This is a genomic window from Corynebacterium pseudodiphtheriticum DSM 44287, assembly GCF_000688415.1.
GTDB lineage: Bacteria > Actinomycetota > Actinomycetes > Mycobacteriales > Mycobacteriaceae > Corynebacterium > Corynebacterium pseudodiphtheriticum.
On the sequence record NZ_JIAH01000008.1, the window covers coordinates 213,832 to 232,434 of the forward strand.

The window sequence follows — 18,603 nt, forward strand, 5'->3', positions numbered from 1 at the left end:
CCCGGGCAAGGCTTACCGCCCCAAGGGCTAGGACTAGTAGCTGCTCCTAAGCGACAGAACGTTCGATGGTGGCACCCAAACGTTGCAGGTTTTCCACAAAGTTCGGGTACCCGCGATCAATATGGTGCACGTCATGAACCGTAGTTACGCCGTCGGCACGCAAGGCCGCCAGCACCAAGCCGGCACCAGCACGAATATCGGAGGACCAGACGCTTGTCGACGACAGCTCATCAATACCCCGCAATACGACGTGGTGGCCGTCAACTTGTGCATCGGCACCTAGGCGCTGCATTTCGTCTACGAAACGGAAACGCGCCTCAAACACATTTTCCGTAATCACAGACATGCCGTCGGCAAGCGCAGAAATCCCAATGGCCATCGGTTGCAGGTCCGTCGGGAATCCCGGAAACGGCAGGGTTTGGTAGTCAACAGCAACCGGGCGTTGTTCCATGCGCACACGGAAGCCGTTTTCATACGATTCAATTTCTGCCCCGGCACTGCGCAGTTTTTCCAGTGGCAAGTGCAGGTGCTTGGGGGCAATGCCACCGACAGTAATATCCCCCTGCGTCATCGCGGCAGCATAAGCCCAGGTGCCAGCTACAATCCGATCGCCAATCACGTGGTGTTCGGTTGGATGCAGCTTGTCGACGCCGGTGATAATGATCGTGGAAGTTCCGGCTCCTTCCACCTGGGCCCCCATGTCATTGAGCATCTCGCACAGGTCGACGATTTCTGGTTCCCGGGCGGCATTATGCAGCGTCGTCACGCCCTCAGTCAGCACCGCGGCAGTCAAAATATTCTCCGTGGCCCCTACCGACGGGAAGTCGAGCTTGATCTCTGCGCCGTGCAAGTTGTCCGCTTCTGCTACCACAGCGCCATGCTGGATACGGGTAGTCGCACCCATTTTTTCCAAGCCAGACTGGTGCATATCCAGCGGACGGGAACCGATCGCATCACCGCCGGGCAAAGCCACGACAGCACGCCCACAGCGCGCAGTTAGTGGCCCCAACACGCACACAGAAGCTCGGAATTGGCGGACTGCTTCAAAGTCCGCATTTGAAGAAAGCTGATCACTACTTGGTGTAGTGATGCGTACGGTTGGCCCGTCGATCTCCACAGCACAGCCCAACCCCTGCAGCACATTTTGCATCAGGGGAACATCGAGGATTTCTGGGCAATTGTGCAGCGTGGTAGTTCCTTCTGCCAACAACGCCGCGGCCATCAATTTCAGCACGCTGTTTTTGGCTCCGTCGACTTTGACTGAACCCTGCAAGCGTGCCCCACCGGTGACTAAAAATATATCCTTCACAATGTTAAAGACTACCGATTTCTCGAGCAGTTACGGCAACGCGCCGATGCGCCGGGCAGCGTTAACGGCCTCATACCTAGTGTGCGCACCGAGCTTGCGCATAACAGAGCGCAGATAAGACTTCACGGTTTCTGCACCAATGCCCATTTCTTCCGCTGCCTCCACGTTGGTATGCCCTAAGGCAACACAAGAAAGCACATCAAGTTCGCGGGCGGATAGACGCGTGGACTGCTTGACGCGTACGGGCGAGACCATTTGCTCGCATAAGACCTCCAGCTCTTTGCGCACGTGCTCATCATTCACCCGGTTAGCCAGCATGCGCAGCTTAGAGTGTGTCGAACGAACTTGTTCCCATTCAGCACCATTCATGCTGCGGTTGGAACGCGGCGTCGCCGGAACAGAGGCTTCGATTTGCCGCAGCGCGGAATTAACCGCAATGTCTTGTTCCAGGCACCGTGCGGTCATGGTGACTTCTTCGATGACCTTATCGCCCAACCGCACCGGGGAATGCACACCGACGTAAAGTACGCCACGAATTTCTCTACGCACGATCACAGGAACGGCCAAAAGAGAATGTAGGCCTTCGTCCTGCATCACGCGGTCGTTTTCGTGGCTAATAATATTTGCGCGCGTGTAATCAGAAACACCGACTGGACGACGCGTGCTGACCACTCTGCCCCCCACACCAGTACCTGCCTCCATAATGATGTTTTGCAAGGCAGGAGTACGCAGGCCCACCCACTGGGTAATTTGCAAGCGGTTATCAGGCAACAAGGTGGCATACATAGTGACGGGGATGCTGGTGGCGTTTTTCAACGCAGTGAGTGCTGAGCGGACAGCCTCATCGTCATCTTTGATTAGGTGGGAATCCATGAAGTCTCCTCATCTGGGTGTACCCATTTGGGTGTTTCCAAAACCGCTTGACCTCACTGTAGCGTGAAAACGGGGGTAATACCTAACCCCGTTCACCCCGCCGATATTGCGGCCACACATCTGAAACTATTGCGGCCAAACATCTGAAATTTCGTCAGCAAAATTCCCCACCTGACCCGACTTAGCGGTCTAGAATATAAAGACTGCTCTGTCTGGTTTTTTATGTATAGTAGTGCGCAGAAAGTTAACCCCAACTCACTGCAGGGTGGCATGCATGCTCATGTACCGCCTCTGCAGCCGCAAAGGAGCTAAAGAATAAATGGGTAAGGTATACGACAACATTCTGGATACCATCGGTGGAACCCCACTGGTTCGTTTGAACGAATCCGTCAAGGGCCTGAAGGCTAACGTCTACGCCAAGGTGGAATCCTTCAACCCAGCAAACTCGGTGAAGGACCGCATTGGTCGCGCAATTGTCGATGCAGCCGAGGAGTCTGGCGAACTGAAGCCAGGCGGCACCATCATTGAGGCGACCTCCGGCAACACCGGAATCGCCCTGGCACTGGTGGGCGCGGCCCGTGGCTACAAGGTTGTGCTCACCATGCCAGAAACCATGTCCAACGAGCGTCGCGTTTTGCTGCGCGCCTACGGTGCAGAAATCGTCCTGACCCCAGGTGCGGCAGGTATGCAGGGCGCCGTCGACAAGGCTAACGAGATCGCCGAGACCGAAGACAACGCCATCCTGGCCCGCCAGTTCGCTAACCAGGCCAACGCCCAGGTTCACTACAAGACCACCGGCCCAGAAATCTGGGAAGACACCGACGGCAACGTCGACATCTTCGTCGCTGGTATTGGTACTGGTGGCACCATCTCCGGTGCAGGCAAGTACCTGAAGGAAAAGAACCCAGATCTCAAGGCTATCGCCGTTGAGCCAGCTGCTTCCCCACTGTTGACCGAGGGCAAAGCTGGCCCACACAAGATCCAGGGCCTGGGTGCAAACTTCATCCCAGAAATTCTGAACCGCTCTGTACTGGATGAAGTCATTACTGTCAGCAACGAAGATGCCGTCAAGGCTTCCCGTAAGTTGGCTGTTGACGACGGCATCCTGGGAGGAATCTCCACCGGCGCCAACATCAAAGCTGCCCTGGAAGTTGCAGCTCGGGAAGAAAACGAAGGCAAGAACATCGTCGTGATCATTCCGGACTTCGGTGAGCGCTACGTTTCCACCTTGTTGTACGAAGACATTCGCGACTAGTCCCTGTTAGGCTCTTGTCTATGTTCCAGATCGTGTCCCGCATCCGCGAAGATCTCCAGAATGCCCGCGAACATGACCCCGCTGCGCGTGGCTCACTGGAAAATGCACTCGTTTATTCCGGCCTGCACGCGATCTGGGCGCATCGGGTTTCCCACTGGTTGTGGCAGCACAACTGGAAAGGGCCGGCCCGAATCCTGGCACAGCTGAATCGCTTTTTCACCGGTATTGAAATTCACCCCGGTGCAAAAATCGGTCGGCGTTTTTTCATTGACCACGGCATGGGTATCGTCATTGGCGAAACCGCCGAAATCGGCGATGGCGTGATGCTGTACCACGGTGTCACATTAGGTGGCCAGGTGCTCACACAGACTAAACGTCACCCAACGTTGGAAGACAACGTGGTGATTGGTGCCGGAGCCAAAGTGTTGGGTCCAGTGACCATCGGGAAGAACTCTTCCGTCGGCGGCAACGCAGTAGTAACCAAGGACGTTCCCGCGGATTGCATTGCCGTGGGAATTCCTGCTGTGGCGCGCCCACGGAAGAAAGAAGAGTGCGAGAAGCTCCGCGATCCGGATTACTACATCTAAGATTTCGAGCCTCACCACCCCGCCCCCACCATGCGGGGATATTGCTTGAACATGCGGTTGCGCAGCGTCTAAACCTTGCTACCTTGCATACATGATTAAAGCCCGGGTATTTGAACTGACCCCCGAAAGTTGGACTGAGCAATCAGTTTCTGACTAGTGGGAGCACTTCAAATACCCGGGCTTTTGTGCGGCCTATTCCGCGCAGCTGGGCGCGAATCAGGCGAACGGTTGGTCGCAAATTATGCCGCGCAGTTAGGCGCAAAGTTAGTTCTCTGCGACAAGATCTTGATATTCCTCGTTTTTCTGCAGGAATTTCTCATACGCAGAGCACGTTGGAAGAATCTGCAGATCGTTCTCTCGGGCGTGGTCCAGGCTAAACTTGATCAGTGGTTTAGACAGGCCCTGGCCCCGGAATTCTTCGAAAACCTCGGTGTGGTTGAAATTTCGGACATTGCCTTTGTCTTGGTAATCAGCAAACCCTGCCAATTTTCCGTCGACGGTTATTTCAAAACGGGATTCTGCAGTGTTATTGGTGATTTGCTGGTTATGTGCAGTCATAAACTATCTCCTTGGATCAAATAGTTTCCGTGGACCTCGTGGTTCTTAAAACGGAAGCACTATGAGCTCTAGTATGCCAGGATTCCTCTACCGAAGATGCACAAAACGGTGGACAAGACGTTGGGAAAACATGGATAAAACGGTGGGAAAACGCGGGAAACGAGCATGCACGGTGAGGGCGTGACAAATGCAGGGTTATGCAACAAACCCCGGGAGTCCGATCTAATGTGCGATTTTTACAAATAGGGTCGCTAAAAGAGGCCTTTTTCGTTCACTATTTGTAAAAATCGCACAAAATTCCGGCTCCCCGACACGGGATAACAACCCCAGACACACCTTTGCCGTATAACCCTCATATATCCCGATATCCCCACTTTTGTCGTATAAATCGGAAACGAGCATGCACGGTGAGTGCGTAACAAATACACAAAACCCGCCAGCATGTTTGTGCAAACATTCTGGCGGGCTAGATGTGGCCAGAAGCGGGATCGAACCGCTGACCTTCCACTTTTCAGGCGGATGCTCTACCGACTGAGCTATCTGGCCAAGGAAAACAATCTTAGGATTTACGTTTCCGCAAACACCCAGCATTTTCCTGAGCGACCCTGACGGGACTTGAACCCGCGACCTCCGCCGTGACAGGGCGGCGCGCTAACCAACTGCGCCACAGGGCCTTATTAACTTTGCGTGACTCCGAATCCTGACTGTGCAGTCTCCGTTGCGCACGATGGTTAAGACTACCTTTTTCCTATGCAACTGAGCAAATCCGCACTACAAGTGGCATAAAACCTACATACCAGAACCACCGCTAGACTCACCTTATGCCTACCGAAAATCCTGTACCAAGCGGCTCTGCACACCATAACCCAGCACACCATTACCTGGCGCGCTACGGCTCTTCATCAAGCAGCTCTGCACCGCGCACCATCGTGATCACCGGAGCATCAGATGGAATCGGCGCCGCAGCCGCACGCACGCTACACAACGCCCGCTCGGAAGACCGACTCGTCATCGTCGGGCGTAGTCCAGAAAAGACACGCAACGTCGCCAATACCTTAGGTGCAGAGCATTTCACCGCTGATTTTTCTTCCCTCACCGAAGTTCGGGAGCTTGCCGACGAACTCAACCGGCTAGACCATATTCACGCCTTGGCCAATAATGCCGGTGGGATTTTTGACGGGCCCGTAACCACAGCTGATGGTTTTGAACGGACCTGGCAGATCAACGTCGTTGCCCCTTTCCTGCTGACTTCCCTCTTGCAGGATAAACTCCGTGCCGACGATGCCACCGTCGTTCAGACCGCTTCAGTGGCACATTTGCTGATGTCTTATTTCCGGCCAGATGATCCGAACACTTTCCAACACTTCAGCTCGTCCCGCGCTTACGGTAACGCGAAACTCGGCGATATCTTGCTCACGCGCTATCTCGACTCGCACGGACTGACTGCGGTGTCTTTTCACCCTGGAGTACTAGCAACATCGTTTGCGCAGACTTCATCCGGCGTAATCTCTCGGGTGTATTCCAGCGTTTTGGCGAAAGCCCTCAGTGCGCCTGCTGTGGGCGGCGATAACCTGGCTTTTTATTTGGCTGGAACTCCAGGTATTCATTTTGAATCCGGTGAGTATTACAACGAGAGGCGCCGCCCAGGCAGGCAACGCCCGATAGCGAAAAACCTGGGGGTGGCTCGCCGTATTTTCGACGATTTAAGTGACAAGCTGGGCGTCTGTTGGGCCTAAGCATGAATCTGAGCTTGAATATGGGCTCGGACATAAGCCCCGGACTTAAGCTTGCTGACAAGTTGTTAAAGAAAAAATCTCGAGGCACCGTTTTTCAACGATGACTCGAGATTTTGTTTGGCGACCCTGACGGGACTTGAACCCGCGACCTCCGCCGTGACAGGGCGGCGCGCTAACCAACTGCGCCACAGGGCCTTAGTGTAAAAGAGATTATGAAAGCTCTTTGTACCCCCAACGGGATTCGAACCCGTGCCGCTGCCGTGAAAGGGCAGTGTCCTAGGCCGCTAGACGATGGGGGCTAGCGTGTTCAACACCTTGTTTCCTTGGTGTCGGCGACTTGCTACACATTAATACACTTCTTAGCATTTGACAAAACCGCAGGAGAAACACTGTTTTTCGCCGTTTGTATGCACTAGTTATCTGCCAGTATTCTACGGTTATGAGCGCCGCGGATACTCCACAAAAACTCGCCAAGACACTCGCCAAGACAATGGACACACAAAACGCGCAACAGCCACCCGAGCACGCTGACGACCCATGCCCATGCACCCACCATGAACACGGGTACAGCGCAGACAAATCCCGCTACTTGTCCCGTTTACGCCGCATCGAAGGGCAAACCCGCGGGATCCAGCGCATGATCGACGAAGACCAATACTGCATCGACATCATCACGCAAATCTCCGCGATCACCTCAGCCCTAGAAAATATTTCTCTGGACCTACTCAATGACCACATTCACTCCTGCGTAGCCGATGCCGCGACCCAATCTGGGCCACAGGCAGAAGCCACGCTGGACGAGGCCATGAAGGCCATACGCAAGATTGTGAAGAGTTAACTAATCCAGCAGTGCAGCAGCTTCGGCGTCGTCAAGCTCAACGATCCTGGTGGCCTCATCAGGCGTCAGTTGCGGTACCGCATTGTCGTCTGGAGCTACCTCGGTGACATCCAGAACTTCAGCATCAAACGGCGCGACATCCGGGCTTGGTACCGGCGCTGAACGCAACGCACGCGGCTGAACTGTCTCGGCACCCGCAATGCCGAAGAATTTGTCGAGGCCACGCACGTTGAACTGCGTGGAGTTATAACGTGAATTGTCCGAGGTGTTCCATTGCGAGATCACCAAATCAAGGTTGTCCAGGGTTGAACCCGGGGTGATGTAGCCGCCATAAGGTTGCGAGAAATTATTCGGCCCCTGCGGCTGATCCCATGGCCCGTTGCGCACGATGGTCGCTACCGGCACGCGGTTCCAGTCCGTGGCCAGCTCGCGGGAAATCCGAACTTCCACAGCCAAGGTTTCCTCGTTAAACATCGCCAGCACCCAGTGGCCTTGGATATAGCGCAGCGACATCTCTCCGGCCTGCACAGGCTCGCTGAGCACAGGGTGCAAGACGCTTGTCGACGCAGACTCCCACTGCCCCGTGCGCGGGTTGTAGTGCTGCCAGGCCCGCGGATTCGCTAGGTCGCGGGGCTGCATACGGCTGAGGTAGACGTCGTGCTTACGGCCAAATTTCGTCGACACCTGATAAACCCAGCCATCCGGACCTTGTTCCCAGGACAACAGCTGCAGCAATCCACCTTTATAGCCACCGTCGATCGTGCCGACAGATTGCCACGTCGCGCCCTGATCGAGTGACTTCCACACCTGCGTGTGCGTGACATTGCCAAAAGGCTTGTTCCACATGCCCTGCATATACAGGGTGCCGTCGAGATTGAGCAGATCCGAAGGAATCACGGTCAGTCGACTTTCGCCGTGCGAATATTTGACCAGCTGTTGGACTTTCGGCCCGTCGTTCAGTGGCTCCAGGATCTCGATGCGCCCGTCATGGGTTTTCTGGGCCACAACACCAACCGGGCTGAGCCACTCACCTTCGCCGAAGCGTTGACCTCGGAAGGAATCACCGAAAACCACCGCAAATTTCTTGCCCGGGGTAATTTCGCGCATGATTCCCAGATCACCAGAATAGAAACCAGCGGCATCAGACTTGCCGACGCCCAGCAGGTCGCCCAGCATGGTGACGTTGAAATCTTGTCGGGGCGCACCGGGCTGGCTAGGTTGTCCGGGCACACCAGGTTGTTGTCCCGGCCGCTCTGGTTGCGGCGCTGGCTTGGGCGCAGGGCGGCTACCTTGGTTGTTGCCGTTATTTCCGCTACTTCCGTTCGAGGAGCCGAAAGCAGGCAAGGATGATTGCGCATGAGCAGCAACTGGGTGTGCACTAACCCCGACCCCAAGGCCGAAGCTCAGGCCCAGCGCAAGAATTAGCGTCGCTGGGCGCTTGTGGATTGAAGTCCGCGGTGTGCGGCGTGATTCTGACATACATAGAAATCTAGACCACCGCCCACCCTTGTCGTATACCCCCTAGGGGTATAAACTGGGGCCGGTAAGACAAATCCGAAAAAGATCTGCACACGAATATTCGCGATCAGACACGCATATTCGCCATCAGAAAGGAACCTACTTATGTCCAACCCCAGCACCACTTTCCGCGTCACTGGCATGACCTGCGCGCATTGCGAAAACGCCGTGCACGAGGAAGTCTCCCAAGTCCCTGGCGTAGCCGGACTAACAGTTAGCGCACAAGAAGGCACCCTCACCGTCTTCTTCAACAACTCCGCCAAAGCCGAAAACCAAGCCAGCGACGAAGACATCATCGCAGCCGTCGACGAAGCTGGTTACACCGCCGAACGCGCCTAACCCACCGCATAAAGGAGCGCTTTCTACAATGCCCACCCCAAGGTCAACCTCCTCGCCTATTCCAGCGCCAAGCACTGCTTCTTCCACCATTGAGCTGAATATTTCCGGGATGACGTGCGCCTCCTGTGCTGCACGCGTCGAAAAGAAGCTAAACAAGCACGACGGCGTGCATGCCGAGGTCAACTACGCCACAGAAAAAGCCACCATTACCGGCGACACGGACGCGCTGGATGCTGATGCGCTCATCGCCACCGTCGAAAAGACCGGCTATGGCGCAGAGCTCACCCCAGAGTCCACCACAGCAGGCACACAGGCCCCGCAGGATGCGATGGCCGAGGCCGAGCTGGATTCTTTACGACGCCGACTCATCGTTTCCGCAGTACTGGCGGTACCGGTGATTGCTTTGGCGATGGTTCCGGCGTGGCAGTTTGATTACTGGGGCTGGGTGTCACTGGCGTTGACTTTGCCAGTCGTAGTGTGGGCGGGATGGCCGTTCCATAGAGCTACTTGGCAGAACCTGCGACACGGCAGCGTAACCATGGATACGCTGATCTCGCTGGGAACATCATCGGCACTGGTGTGGTCAATGGTCGCACTGCTTTTTGGTTCTGCGGGCGATCCTGGCATGCGCCACGGCTTTGATTTCACGGTCTCGCGTGGCGACGGCCTGAGCCACATTTACCTCGAAGTCGCCGCTGGCGTAATCACGTTCATCCTGCTGGGTCGGTACTTCGAAAAGCGCTCGAAGCGCACAGCCGGCTCCGCTTTGCGGGCATTACTGGATCTGGGTGCCAGTGAAGTCACCGTGCTGCGCGATGGTGCAGAGACCACCATCAACATCAATGAGCTGACCGTTGGCGATGAATTCGTCGTCCGTGATGGCGAAAAGATAGCCACCGATGGGGTGATCGTCTCCGGCCACAGCACCATTGACACCTCGATGCTCAGTGGAGAATCCGTCCCCGTGGAAGCCGGTCCAGATGATGCCGTCGCTGGCGCCACGATCAACGTTGGTGGCGGCAAGTTGGTGGTACAAGCCACGAAGGTAGGCAAAGATACCCAGCTAGCGCAGATGGCCCAGATGGTGGAAGACGCACAATCAGGCAAGGCTTCTGCCCAGCGGCTGGCCGATAAAATCTCCGGGGTTTTCGTCCCCATCGTCATTGCCGTTTCCCTGCTCACGCTCATCGCCTGGCTGCTCATCGACGGTGACTGGGCCGCCGCATTTACCGCCGCGGTAGCCGTGCTGATCATCGCCTGCCCGTGCGCATTGGGCCTGGCCACCCCTACTGCCCTGCTGGTGGGCACCGGACGCGGCGCGCAGATGGGCGTGCTAATCAAAGGCCCAGAGGTGCTCGAGCATTCCCGTGGAATTGATCGCGTGATCCTGGATAAAACCGGCACTGTGACCACCGGCGTGATGGAACTTGCCGACGTTGTCACCGCCGAAGGCTTCGACCGCGACGAAGTGGTGCACTTGGCAGGCAGCCTGGAACACGAATCTGAGCATCCGATTGGCCGCGCAATCGCCCGGGCAGCCACAAACCAGCGCGCCGACGGCACACTGAGCGAGGTCAGCGATTTTGAGTCCATCCGCAGCGCTGGTGTGCGCGGCGTGGTGGAAGGTCGTCGGGTGGCCGTCGGCAAGCCCAGCTTGGCGGACAACGCAGATCTGGGCGCGCTGCAGCAACCGTTTCTGAGCGCGCAGACCCAAGGTCACACTGCGCTCGTGGTGCTTGTCGACGGCACCCCCGCCGCCGTGCTGATGGTGGCCGACCAAGTCAAGACCACCAGCGCTGCAGCAATTCAGCAATTCCATGAACTTGGCATTGAAACGATGCTGCTGACTGGCGATAACCAGGCGGTGGCAGAAACCGTCGCGGCGGAAGTTGGCATCGAGCACGTGCGCGCCGAAGTTATGCCGGAAGACAAGGTCGCGGTGATCGCGGATTACCAGGATCGGGGCTATAAGGTCGCGATGGTTGGCGACGGCATTAACGATGCTCCTGCCCTAGCGCAAGCCGATTTGGGCATGGCGATGGGGACCGGCACCGATGTGGCAATGGAATCCGCCGATATCACGCTGGTGCGTGGTGATCTGCGGGCAGCCACCGACGCTATTCGCTTGTCTCGTCGCACGCTGGGCACCATCAAAGGTAATTTATTCTGGGCTTTTGCCTACAACACCGCCGCCATCCCGTTGGCCGCTCTGGGGCTGTTGAACCCGATGCTGGCGGGTGCGGCAATGGCGCTATCGAGCGTGTTCGTGGTTAGCAACAGCCTGCGCTTGCGTGGATTCACTTCTACCGCTGGTGCCGGCGTGGATGCTACCGTGCGTGCAACCGTGTAGCCCCCCGCGAGTGCTACCTTACGTGCAACCGCTTAGCCCATCGCCGGTGATCATGTCTATTGTGTCTTTTTTGCAAATAGGCCCGCTGAAAGTGGCCTTTTTCGTTCACTATTTGCAAAAATGCACCATCTGCCGACGCTCCGAGCAAACATGTTTGGGGATGCGGAAAATCCTCCAAGATTCCGTCCGCATCCTCTTTTTGCTACTTAACCTACTTCCCCCTCTTTCACCCCAGCTTCGCTCAGAAAGATAATGACCCCTTGAACTCAAGAGCAAAGCAGATACAGCAAAACCCCTGGCCAATTTCTTGGCCAGGGGTTTACCTGTTTGTGGGCCCTGCGGGGGTCGAACCCGCGACCTTCGGATTAAAAGTCCGCAGCTCTACCAACTGAGCTAAAGGCCCAACAGCTCACTATGCTAATACACACCAAACATAAATAAAAATCACCCCAGCCAAGTGCAGAAACTGCACCGGCTGGGATGACATGCGAGTGCCAGGAACTAGTCCTGCTTGCCGCGCATATCGCCGTATTCTTCGAAGTTGCGCTGGAAGTTGAAGGCGGTCTCCAGGTCAACCGGGGTGTGGACGTGCTGCTGCTTCATGGCACGGTCGAAGTAAGCCTGCAGCTCATCGCGGTAATCCGGGTGCGCGATCGCGATCATCTTTTCGGCACGGTCACGTGGGGTCAGGCCACGCAGGTCGGCGTAGCCGTACTCGGTGATGAAGACCATGGTGTCGTGCTCGGTATGGTCGATGTGCGAAGCGAATGGAACAATCGCAGAGATTGCGCCGCCCTTAGCCTGCGATGGGGAGATGAACGTCGAGATGTAGGCGTTACGGGTAAAGTCGCCGGAACCACCGATACCGTTCATCACACGAGAGCCCATGACGTTGGTGGAGTTGATGTTGCCGTAAATGTCGGCCTCAATCGCACCATTCGAGGAGATCAGGCCCATACGGCGGATTACCTCTGGGTGGTTAGAAATCTGCTGTGGACGCAGGATGATGTGCTCGCGGTACTTTTCTGCTTGCTCGTTCATCTTCTCCGCATACTCTGGGGAAAGAGCAAACGAGGTTGCCGAGGCAACGGTCATTTTGCCGGCGTCGATCAGATCCAGCATGCCGTCCTGGATAACCTCGGTGTAGGCGGTGATGTTTTCGAACTTGGAGTCCAGCAGACCTGCCATCACGGCGTTTGGCACGTTCCCGACGCCGGATTGCAGGATGAACTGATCGTATTCCAAACGACCTGCTTCAACTTCGCCTTCGAGGAATTTCAGGAAGTTCGCTGCAATCTTCTCAGAGATCTCATCTGGTTCACTGAACGGCGCGTTGCGGTCGGCGGCATCGGTCTCGACGACAGCGACGACCTTTTCTTTGTCGATCTCGATATATGGCGAACCAATGCGATCGCCGACGTTGACGATTGGAATTGGGGTGCGGTTCGGCTTGCGCGGGATCTGGTAGATGTCGTGCATGCCCTCGAGGTTTTCGGACTGCCAGGAGTTAACCTCGATGATGACCTTGTCGGCGTTGTCAATCCACTCCAGGTTGTTACCAACAGCAGACGATGGCACGATCATGCCGTCTTCGGTGATCTTGGTGGCCTCAATAATGGCGACCTGGAAACGCCCGAAGAAGCCCTGCTCTACCTGCAAGCCCAGGTGAGAGAGGTGGATATCCTGGTACTTTGCCTCGCCCGCGTTGAACTGGTTACGCAGGTTTGGATCAGAGTTGTACGGGGTTCGGTAGTTAATCGCATTGGCTTCTGCCAATACGCCGTCGCACTCTGGAGCGGTGGAAGCACCCGTGAACAGATCGATCTTGAACTCTTCGCCCTTGTCGTGGGCTGCCTTGGCTTTGTTGGCGATGGCCGTAGGCAGGGCCTTTGGGTAGCCGGCGCCAGTGAAACCGGACATACCGATCTTGTCGCCGTTGTTGACGTGCTCCGCAGCCTTCTCAGCGGAAGTGATCTTGTCTTTAAAGAATGCGTTAAGGATACGGTCAGCCACGTTATCTCTCCTTGTTCTGAACTTTCGTTCTGTTGCTATGCACGCTGTGCAGTCTGATGGATACCCAGGCCAGAAAAGTGAGGCCTAGAACTCAGTTACTGCGTAGCGCTTCTAACACCACAGTATAGCGGAGGTCACTGTGATTGTGTTCATGATGAATACTAGTCCACCTCATATTTTTGGTGCCATTCTTCGCACTTTCACGATCTTCTTCGCGTTTGCACCCCACAGCTGGTGTCTCTTCTGATGTCTCGCGTTTGGTGGATTCCGCGTAGTTAGCGACAATAGGGCCTGTGAGCTTAACAATTGGCCCCCACCGGCTTTCTTCTCCCGTCGTCCTCGCCCCCATGGCTGGGGTGACGAATGTTGCTTTCCGACGTCTCTGCCGCGAGCAAGAAGTGAGCAAAACCGGCACGGTCTCTGGTTTGTACGTGTGTGAAATGGTCACCGCTCGTGCGTTAGCAGAACGCAACGAGAAAACGTTGCACATGACAACATTCGCACCGGAAGAGTCCCCGCGTTCGCTGCAGCTGTACACAGTAGATCCGGAATGGACCTATAAAGCAGCAAAGATGATCGTCGAGCAGGATATGGCCGACCATATTGATATGAACTTCGGTTGTCCGGTACCGAAGGTGACCAAGCGCGGTGGTGGCGCTGCCTTGCCCTACAAACGCCGGTTGTTTAGCCAGATCGTGGCAGCTGCGGTCAAAGCCACAGAAGGCACCGATATCCCGGTGACCGTGAAATTCCGTATCGGCATTGACGACGAGCACCACACCCATTTGGATGCTGGCCGCATCGCAGTCGAAGAAGGCGCCCAGGCCGTCGCATTGCATGGCCGTACCGCCGCACAGCGTTATTCCGGCACTGCGGATTGGGAGCAAATCGCGGCGCTGAAACAACACCTCGCGCACACCGGAATTCCGGTGTTGGGTAATGGCGACATTTTCAAAGCGTCTGACGCCTCCGCCATGATGGAAGCCACTGGCTGCGACGGCGTGGTTATTGGCCGCGGGTGCCTGGGGCGGCCGTGGCTTTTCGCTGAGCTTTCCGCCCACCTGCGCGGTGAGCAACCCCCGGCCCCGCCGACTTTGGGTGAGCTCACCGGCATCATCACGCGCCACGCGGAACTGCTCGCCGAACACCAAGGCGAAGAGCGGGCCTGCCGTGACCTACGTAAGCATATGGGCTGGTATTTGCGTGGTTACCCAGTCGGTGGCGAGGTCCGGGCACGCTTAGCAAAAGTATCCAGCCTGGCCGGTCTCGCCGAAGAACTCGCACCTTGGGCAGATTCTATGGCGCTTGCCGACGACGCCGACGGCGCCCGCGGCCGCCAGGGTTCTCCTTCGAAAGTGGCGCTACCAGAGGGCTGGTTGGATGATACACAGGACAATGCCCAGGCGCTGGCTGGTGCAGAATCGATGAATTCAGGCGGCTAGTACTAGTGCTGCCGAGCACTGGCTCTAGGCACTGTTTTCGCTGTTAGAAGCGTAGACAACATGGTTTTCTGCGATGTCGAATCCCGATTTTTCGTACACGCGCACCGCAGATTCATTATCTTTTTCGACATACAAGATGACGTTCGTTGCCCCTTTATTCACCATCTGTTTAATTCCCAGGCGCAACAGGTGGCCAGACAGACCGCGGCCTTGGTAGGCACTCGCCAGGGCAATCACGTAAACCTCACCTACATAGGCCTCGTCGGTAGCTTCTGGTGAATTTTCGGAAGCATCATCCTTTGCACCTTCACCAGCAGCATTACCAGCACCGTCACCAGCAGCACCGTGCCATTTCGTCCAGTGAAAACCCGCTAATGCAGGGTGCTTGTCGACGCCTACTGCAACATCGTTGTCCCACAAAAGAATCACATCCTGCGGGTCAAACCACTCGGCCTCCATGGAGCGGTGCAAGCGGTCGCGATCCCAACCGCCTTGCTCGGGGTGCCAGGAAAATGCCTGGTTATTAGCCTCTACCCAACTGTTTTCTACGTGATCCGCACCGAAGCGGTCCACAGATTCCGTGTAATCGGCAGCCACAAAACCAGCGGGGGCTGCACCTGGCTCCGCGGATTTCTGCAACCCCGCACCGGTTAACGACATCACCAGCAGGTGCCGAACAATCTGTAGCTGATGTTTTTCCGCGATGGTGCGCGCAGCCGGCAACTGCCCGTGCGCCCACACCTGCAGACCCGCACCAACGACCTGCTGCAAATGCTCATATAAACACGTTCCATAGCCCTGCCCGCGGTGTTTCGGAGCAATCACCATCTCTGCATTATCATCATCCAGCCCAGCCAATCCCACCAGCTCGTCGTCAAGAAAAGCCAGTACCTGCTGCTGCCCGACACGCTGGTCAGATAGGCCGGCAACAAATTGCTCAGACAACGGAGCAAAACCATCAGCAGCTTCCGCAGCCTGCAGAATCTGTTCTGCTGCCCGGCGCGTTGCGGTAACAAGGTGTTCACCACCTGGTTCGCCGGAACCGGCAAGGTCTGCTTGCGCGCGATTGGCGTCGGCAAGAATGGTGTGCTGGAAACGTAAGCGATCGTAATTAACCATGGCCCTACCCTAATACGGTATGAATGAGGAGTGTCATCGATCGTCGTCAAGCGCAAAACCGCCCGCCGTGCGGCCTGGGCCTTGGGCCTGGCCGGTGTAGTGAGTATCGCCTGGATCGGCGATACCGTGGTCGCTTCCAACGTGGAGCGCAAGATTTCTGATGCGGTGTATGAGTCTTATGCGCCCGAATCCGGAAATGAGCTGGCCACGCCCCCATCGGTGTACGTCGGCGGGGTTCCGTATCTGCAAGCCTTGCGCTCTTCCCAGGTACCGGTTGTTGGGGTATCGGCACTTGATGTCGATGTCGACGGCGTCGGCATGGTCAACACCGGGGTCACGTTGCAAGGGTTAAAAGCCGAACCGAATCAGGTGTGGTCTGGTGATTTCCTGGGCGCGAAGGCGCAATCCATGCGTCGCACGATGCGGCTTGATGGCGTGGCGATGGGTGCTTGGCTGGATATGAAAGATCTGACAATCTCGCACCCGAAAAATATTTCTCCCGGTGGTGGCCCTGCAACCGAGGCCGTGTTTCAGGGCCGCCCGCCGGGTTTCCACGAACCAGTATCTGTGCTGGCAACGCTGCGGCTGGTGGGCGACGAATTTCAGCTGCGCCCGAAAGAAGTCATTAGTTCCTCAGTGCACCCAGACGATGCCGACGACGACGCGCTGGCAGCTTTTGATTTGACCGTAAACACCACGGCCTTGCCGTTGGATAAAGCCGCCGACGCGGTGTACTTGGAAGGCGGTTCCATCGTCTTTGAGGCGGTGCGCAATAACGTCATCGTGCAGCCGGAATATCTCGCCCCCGTCGGCAGAGCGAACGAGCTTTAAATCCGGAACAGGTCACGCACCACGGCTAAAATGCCGCGCTGCTGTACTGGAATGATTTCTTCCGGCGAGAACACCTCGATGGCATCCGGGATGCTGTTGAGTTCCACGGTTTTTAGTTTGCCCTGCGCCTCGCCATCGGCTTGGAAGCGCAGCGCCTCGTCACATTCCAAGGTAATGCGGGTGGCATCATCAAAGCGCAGCGTGCGGGCATCGGTGAATTTGTTCAAGCGGCCCTTTTCATCTGCCCCGAACAGGTGCAGTAGGCCGACGAAGCCGCCAACCCCTGTCAGATCCGTCAAGCCGAAGGTTCCCAGGCCCTTGTCGAAGGAGTTGCGCGGGTTGGTCACCACGGGCAGCGGCCCCAGGAAAGTCCATGGGTTCGTATTGGAGGCGAAAACCAGGGGGGCTTGGTCAATGTGCTGGGTTTGGCCGTCGGCAGATTCTGCATGCGCACTAATCTTCGGTGGTGCATGCAAGATTCGCCGCCATGCCTGGTACGAGATACGCAGGTAGCGCAGCGGGGTGGCGGAAAAACCTTGCTCGCGGAGTTTGTCGATGCTGTGCAAAACGTCAGCGTCAATGCCAATGCCGGCGTTGACGGCAAACCAGCGGTCATTCCACGTACCCAGACGGATACGGCGCCGTAAGTTCTTCTTAATGTGCCCTACCAGCAGCTCTGTGGTGTGCACGGGGTCCAGTGGGTAGCCCAGCGCACGCACAAACACGTTGGCCGAGCCCGTAGGAATCACAGCCAGGGCCGGAACCTCAGAGGCTTTACGACGCCCATCGCCGACCTTGCCCAACAGGCCGTTGACCACCTCGTTGACGGTGCCGTCGCCGCCAATTGCGATGACCACGTCGTAATCATCACGACTAAGCCCACGCGTCATGTCTTCAGCGTGACCGGCATAGTGGGTGAATTTAGTGATCAGATGCGAGTCATCAATACTGCGCACCAAAGGAATGATGCGGCGGAAAAGCTCATTGGTTTGACTCGTGGAATTAGGGTTAGCGATTAACAGTAGGCGCACGACTCAATAGCGTAGCCGATCACACGGACGATCACACGGCAGCGTAGCCGATCGCCCGGACGATCACACGGTAGAATTGATGGTTATGACTTCCGAGGAGCAGAACAACCCCAAAAACCAGAAAGACCAGAAGCAAAAAGTCAACCCACAGATGCGTTTGGACGGCAACCAGGCTGTCAATTTAGCGGAACAACAGGCAAAGAAAACTGCCGACAAGAACATTCCGCAGACCGGCCTGGGCGCACTGCCAGTCCCGGATGACACGGCAAACCTGCGTTATGGCCCGAACCTGAACGACGGTCTGCTCGGAGTGCTGCCGCTCATCGGCGTGTGGCGGGGCGAAGGCCAGGCGGTTACCTCCGAAGGTCAGCACACCTTCGGCCAAGAGATCACCTTTTCACATAACGGCGAAAACCACGTGAAATACGACTCCCGCACCTGGTTCATCGACGAAAACGGCAAGCCTGCGGGTGCTTCCCGACGCGAAACTGGCTACCTACGCATCGACGGTAAAGATGCCATGGAGCTGACCTACACTTCTTCCGACGGCATCGTGGAGATCATGTACGGCCAGCCGCACAACGAGCGTTCCTGGGAGCTGGAATCCGCTTCCACCATGGTCACCGAGACCGGACCAAAGACCCTGGGCCCCGGCAAGCGTTTATACGGCCTGATGCCCAACAACGACCTGGGCTGGGTGGACGAGCGCGTCACCGACGGCGAGCTAGCACCGTATATGTCTGCACAGCTGCAGCGCGTAGCTGGCTAATGGCTGCCGCGCGGTGCTTGCTAAAACTGCACTGC

At 56.6% G+C, this 18,603-nt stretch carries 16 protein-coding genes and 5 tRNA genes; 9 read left to right on the forward strand and 12 right to left on the reverse strand.

Going from position 1 to position 18,603, the window contains the following annotated elements; genetic code table 11:
• Positions 1 to 46 precede the first annotated feature (46 nt).
• Together murA and ramA are read right to left on the reverse strand one after the other, a co-directional pair.
• Complete coding sequence (gene murA / locus O146_RS0107250) at positions 47 to 1,309, reverse strand: UDP-N-acetylglucosamine 1-carboxyvinyltransferase (protein ID WP_027018055.1); 1,263 nt, start codon at positions 1,307 to 1,309, stop codon at positions 47 to 49.
• A gap of 30 nt (positions 1,310 to 1,339) precedes the next feature.
• Entirely contained in the window at positions 1,340 to 2,182 is an 843-nt protein-coding gene (ramA, locus tag O146_RS0107255; protein ID WP_021354037.1) for an acetate metabolism transcriptional regulator RamA, read from the reverse strand.
• A gap of 319 nt (positions 2,183 to 2,501) precedes the next feature.
• Between ramA and cysK the strand changes: the two genes are divergently transcribed.
• Positions 2,502 to 3,437 (forward strand): cysteine synthase A, encoded by a 936-nt coding sequence (gene cysK, locus O146_RS0107260; protein WP_027018056.1) that lies wholly within the window; start codon positions 2,502 to 2,504, stop codon positions 3,435 to 3,437.
• Between the two features lie 20 nt (positions 3,438 to 3,457).
• The gene (gene epsC, locus O146_RS0107265) at positions 3,458 to 4,024 is read left to right on the forward strand and encodes a serine O-acetyltransferase EpsC (RefSeq protein WP_021354035.1); all 567 of its coding nucleotides are present in this window, start codon (positions 3,458 to 3,460) and stop codon (positions 4,022 to 4,024) included.
• A 264-nt stretch (positions 4,025 to 4,288) separates the two neighbouring features.
• Here epsC and O146_RS0107270 read toward each other — a convergent pair whose 3' ends face one another.
• The 3 genes from O146_RS0107270 to O146_RS0107280 all read right to left on the reverse strand — a co-directional run bounded on the left by O146_RS0107270 (position 4,289) and on the right by O146_RS0107280 (position 5,256).
• Positions 4,289 to 4,582 carry a GNAT family N-acetyltransferase gene (locus tag O146_RS0107270; RefSeq protein WP_021354034.1) on the reverse strand — a complete coding sequence of 98 codons (294 nt, stop codon included), beginning with the start codon at positions 4,580 to 4,582 and terminating at the stop codon, positions 4,289 to 4,291.
• A 473-nt stretch (positions 4,583 to 5,055) separates the two neighbouring features.
• Positions 5,056 to 5,128, reverse strand: a tRNA-Phe gene (locus O146_RS0107275).
• A gap of 54 nt (positions 5,129 to 5,182) precedes the next feature.
• Positions 5,183 to 5,256 (reverse strand) — tRNA-Asp (locus O146_RS0107280).
• Between the two features lie 147 nt (positions 5,257 to 5,403).
• Here O146_RS0107280 and O146_RS0107285 point away from each other — a divergent pair.
• On the forward strand, positions 5,404 to 6,318 hold the full coding sequence (locus O146_RS0107285) for an SDR family NAD(P)-dependent oxidoreductase (RefSeq protein WP_081820607.1): 915 nt from the start codon (positions 5,404 to 5,406) through the stop codon (positions 6,316 to 6,318).
• Between the two features lie 118 nt (positions 6,319 to 6,436).
• On the opposite strand, the gene O146_RS0107290 is transcribed toward O146_RS0107285, so the two are convergent.
• Both O146_RS0107290 and O146_RS0107295 read right to left on the reverse strand, forming a co-directional pair.
• Positions 6,437 to 6,513: transfer RNA gene (locus O146_RS0107290), tRNA-Asp, on the reverse strand.
• A gap of 31 nt (positions 6,514 to 6,544) precedes the next feature.
• Positions 6,545 to 6,617, reverse strand: a tRNA-Glu gene (locus tag O146_RS0107295).
• A gap of 140 nt (positions 6,618 to 6,757) precedes the next feature.
• Here O146_RS0107295 and O146_RS11465 point away from each other — a divergent pair.
• Positions 6,758 to 7,156, forward strand: coding sequence for a metal-sensitive transcriptional regulator (locus O146_RS11465; protein ID WP_023018352.1), 399 nt, complete (start codon positions 6,758 to 6,760; stop codon positions 7,154 to 7,156).
• On the opposite strand, the gene O146_RS0107305 is transcribed toward O146_RS11465, so the two are convergent.
• The gene (locus tag O146_RS0107305) at positions 7,157 to 8,635 is read right to left on the reverse strand and encodes a DUF4185 domain-containing protein (protein ID WP_051619322.1); all 1,479 of its coding nucleotides are present in this window, start codon (positions 8,633 to 8,635) and stop codon (positions 7,157 to 7,159) included.
• Between the two features lie 144 nt (positions 8,636 to 8,779).
• On the opposite strand from O146_RS0107305, the gene O146_RS0107310 reads away from it, so the two are divergent.
• Entirely contained in the window at positions 8,780 to 9,013 is a 234-nt protein-coding gene (locus tag O146_RS0107310; RefSeq protein ID WP_027018059.1) for a heavy-metal-associated domain-containing protein, read from the forward strand.
• 28 nt (positions 9,014 to 9,041) lie between these two features.
• Positions 9,042 to 11,363, forward strand: a complete 2,322-nt coding sequence (locus O146_RS0107315) for a heavy metal translocating P-type ATPase (protein WP_035000639.1) — start codon at positions 9,042 to 9,044, stop codon at positions 11,361 to 11,363.
• Positions 11,364 to 11,693: 330 nt separating this feature from the next.
• On the opposite strand, the gene O146_RS0107320 is transcribed toward O146_RS0107315, so the two are convergent.
• A tRNA-Lys gene (locus O146_RS0107320) sits at positions 11,694 to 11,766 on the reverse strand.
• A gap of 98 nt (positions 11,767 to 11,864) precedes the next feature.
• The gene (locus O146_RS0107325) at positions 11,865 to 13,376 is read right to left on the reverse strand and encodes an acetyl-CoA hydrolase/transferase family protein (protein WP_021354028.1); all 1,512 of its coding nucleotides are present in this window, start codon (positions 13,374 to 13,376) and stop codon (positions 11,865 to 11,867) included.
• A 293-nt stretch (positions 13,377 to 13,669) separates the two neighbouring features.
• On the opposite strand from O146_RS0107325, the gene dusB reads away from it, so the two are divergent.
• Positions 13,670 to 14,818, forward strand: coding sequence for a tRNA dihydrouridine synthase DusB (gene dusB / locus O146_RS0107330; RefSeq protein ID WP_027018061.1), 1,149 nt, complete (start codon positions 13,670 to 13,672; stop codon positions 14,816 to 14,818).
• Positions 14,819 to 14,842: 24 nt separating this feature from the next.
• Here dusB and mshD read toward each other — a convergent pair whose 3' ends face one another.
• A complete protein-coding gene (gene mshD / locus O146_RS0107335; protein ID WP_051619323.1) occupies positions 14,843 to 15,937 on the reverse strand; it encodes a mycothiol synthase in 1,095 nt (364 codons plus the stop codon).
• A gap of 30 nt (positions 15,938 to 15,967) precedes the next feature.
• Between mshD and O146_RS0107340 the strand changes: the two genes are divergently transcribed.
• On the forward strand, positions 15,968 to 16,768 hold the full coding sequence (locus O146_RS0107340) for an LmeA family phospholipid-binding protein (protein WP_051619324.1): 801 nt from the start codon (positions 15,968 to 15,970) through the stop codon (positions 16,766 to 16,768).
• On the opposite strand, the gene O146_RS0107345 is transcribed toward O146_RS0107340, so the two are convergent.
• Positions 16,765 to 17,799 (reverse strand): diacylglycerol/lipid kinase family protein, encoded by a 1,035-nt coding sequence (locus tag O146_RS0107345; RefSeq protein WP_021354023.1) that lies wholly within the window; start codon positions 17,797 to 17,799, stop codon positions 16,765 to 16,767. The two genes, O146_RS0107340 and O146_RS0107345, sit on opposite strands and share 4 nt — an antisense overlap.
• A gap of 151 nt (positions 17,800 to 17,950) precedes the next feature.
• On the opposite strand from O146_RS0107345, the gene O146_RS0107350 reads away from it, so the two are divergent.
• Positions 17,951 to 18,568 carry a heme-binding beta-barrel domain-containing protein gene (locus O146_RS0107350; RefSeq protein ID WP_027018064.1) on the forward strand — a complete coding sequence of 206 codons (618 nt, stop codon included), beginning with the start codon at positions 17,951 to 17,953 and terminating at the stop codon, positions 18,566 to 18,568.
• Positions 18,569 to 18,603: the final 35 nt, after the last annotated feature.

Excerpts from the sequence above, each read along its gene's own strand:
- O146_RS0107305 (WP_051619322.1), bottom strand. The coding sequence starts at position 8,635 with ATGTCAGAATCACGCCGCACACCGCGGACTTCAATCCACAAGCGCCCA.
- O146_RS0107270 (WP_021354034.1), bottom strand. The coding sequence starts at position 4,582 with ATGACTGCACATAACCAGCAAATCACCAATAACACTGCAGAATCCCGT.
- O146_RS0107310 (WP_027018059.1), top strand. The coding sequence starts at position 8,780 with ATGTCCAACCCCAGCACCACTTTCCGCGTCACTGGCATGACCTGCGCG.
- mshD (WP_051619323.1), bottom strand. The coding sequence starts at position 15,937 with ATGGTTAATTACGATCGCTTACGTTTCCAGCACACCATTCTTGCCGAC.
- O146_RS11465 (WP_023018352.1), top strand. The coding sequence starts at position 6,758 with ATGAGCGCCGCGGATACTCCACAAAAACTCGCCAAGACACTCGCCAAG.
- O146_RS0107285 (WP_081820607.1), top strand. The coding sequence starts at position 5,404 with ATGCCTACCGAAAATCCTGTACCAAGCGGCTCTGCACACCATAACCCA.
- O146_RS0107350 (WP_027018064.1), top strand. The coding sequence starts at position 17,951 with ATGCGTTTGGACGGCAACCAGGCTGTCAATTTAGCGGAACAACAGGCA.
- ramA (WP_021354037.1), bottom strand. The coding sequence starts at position 2,182 with ATGGATTCCCACCTAATCAAAGATGACGATGAGGCTGTCCGCTCAGCA.
- epsC (WP_021354035.1), top strand. The coding sequence starts at position 3,458 with ATGTTCCAGATCGTGTCCCGCATCCGCGAAGATCTCCAGAATGCCCGC.
- O146_RS0107315 (WP_035000639.1), top strand. The coding sequence starts at position 9,042 with ATGCCCACCCCAAGGTCAACCTCCTCGCCTATTCCAGCGCCAAGCACT.
- cysK (WP_027018056.1), top strand. The coding sequence starts at position 2,502 with ATGGGTAAGGTATACGACAACATTCTGGATACCATCGGTGGAACCCCA.